This window comes from Paenibacillus sp. 01T422 (assembly GCF_056398785.1).
On the sequence record NZ_JBFTQB010001685.1, the window covers coordinates 1 to 418 of the forward strand.

At 45.2% G+C, this 418-nt stretch carries 1 pseudogene; it reads left to right on the forward strand.

From position 1 onward, the window contains the following. Positions 1 to 418: pseudogene (locus AC1DUA_RS40770) on the forward strand (phytoene dehydrogenase); the annotation flags it as partial.

Below are 418 nucleotides of genomic sequence, written 5' to 3' on the forward strand. Positions count from 1 at the left end.
TGTTTCTACAGACATGTGATCGATACTTTACAACAAATTCCCTATGAAAACGGAACCGTGTATGATAATTTAATGGAAGTGACGAGGCTGGATATTGCGACTTTTACGGCACCTTTGCTCCCATTGCTCGCGAAGATTGAATTCAGTCTTGACAACTTCCTAGTCGTTATCCGAGATCTTTTCGATAATCATCTGGGCTTGACGATGGATGACATGGAGCAATTTGGACGAAAGCTATGGCAAGTGATGACCTCTTGCGAGGAGCGTATCCGCGAGGAATATAATCTGATCGATTGGTGGACATTCATCGAGGCCGAGCAGCAATCCCCTGCTTTCCAAAAAATATTCGCAGGTTTCACCAAAACACTTGTTGCTTGCCAGTCCAAGATCGCCAACACGCAAACGGTAGGTCCTGTAG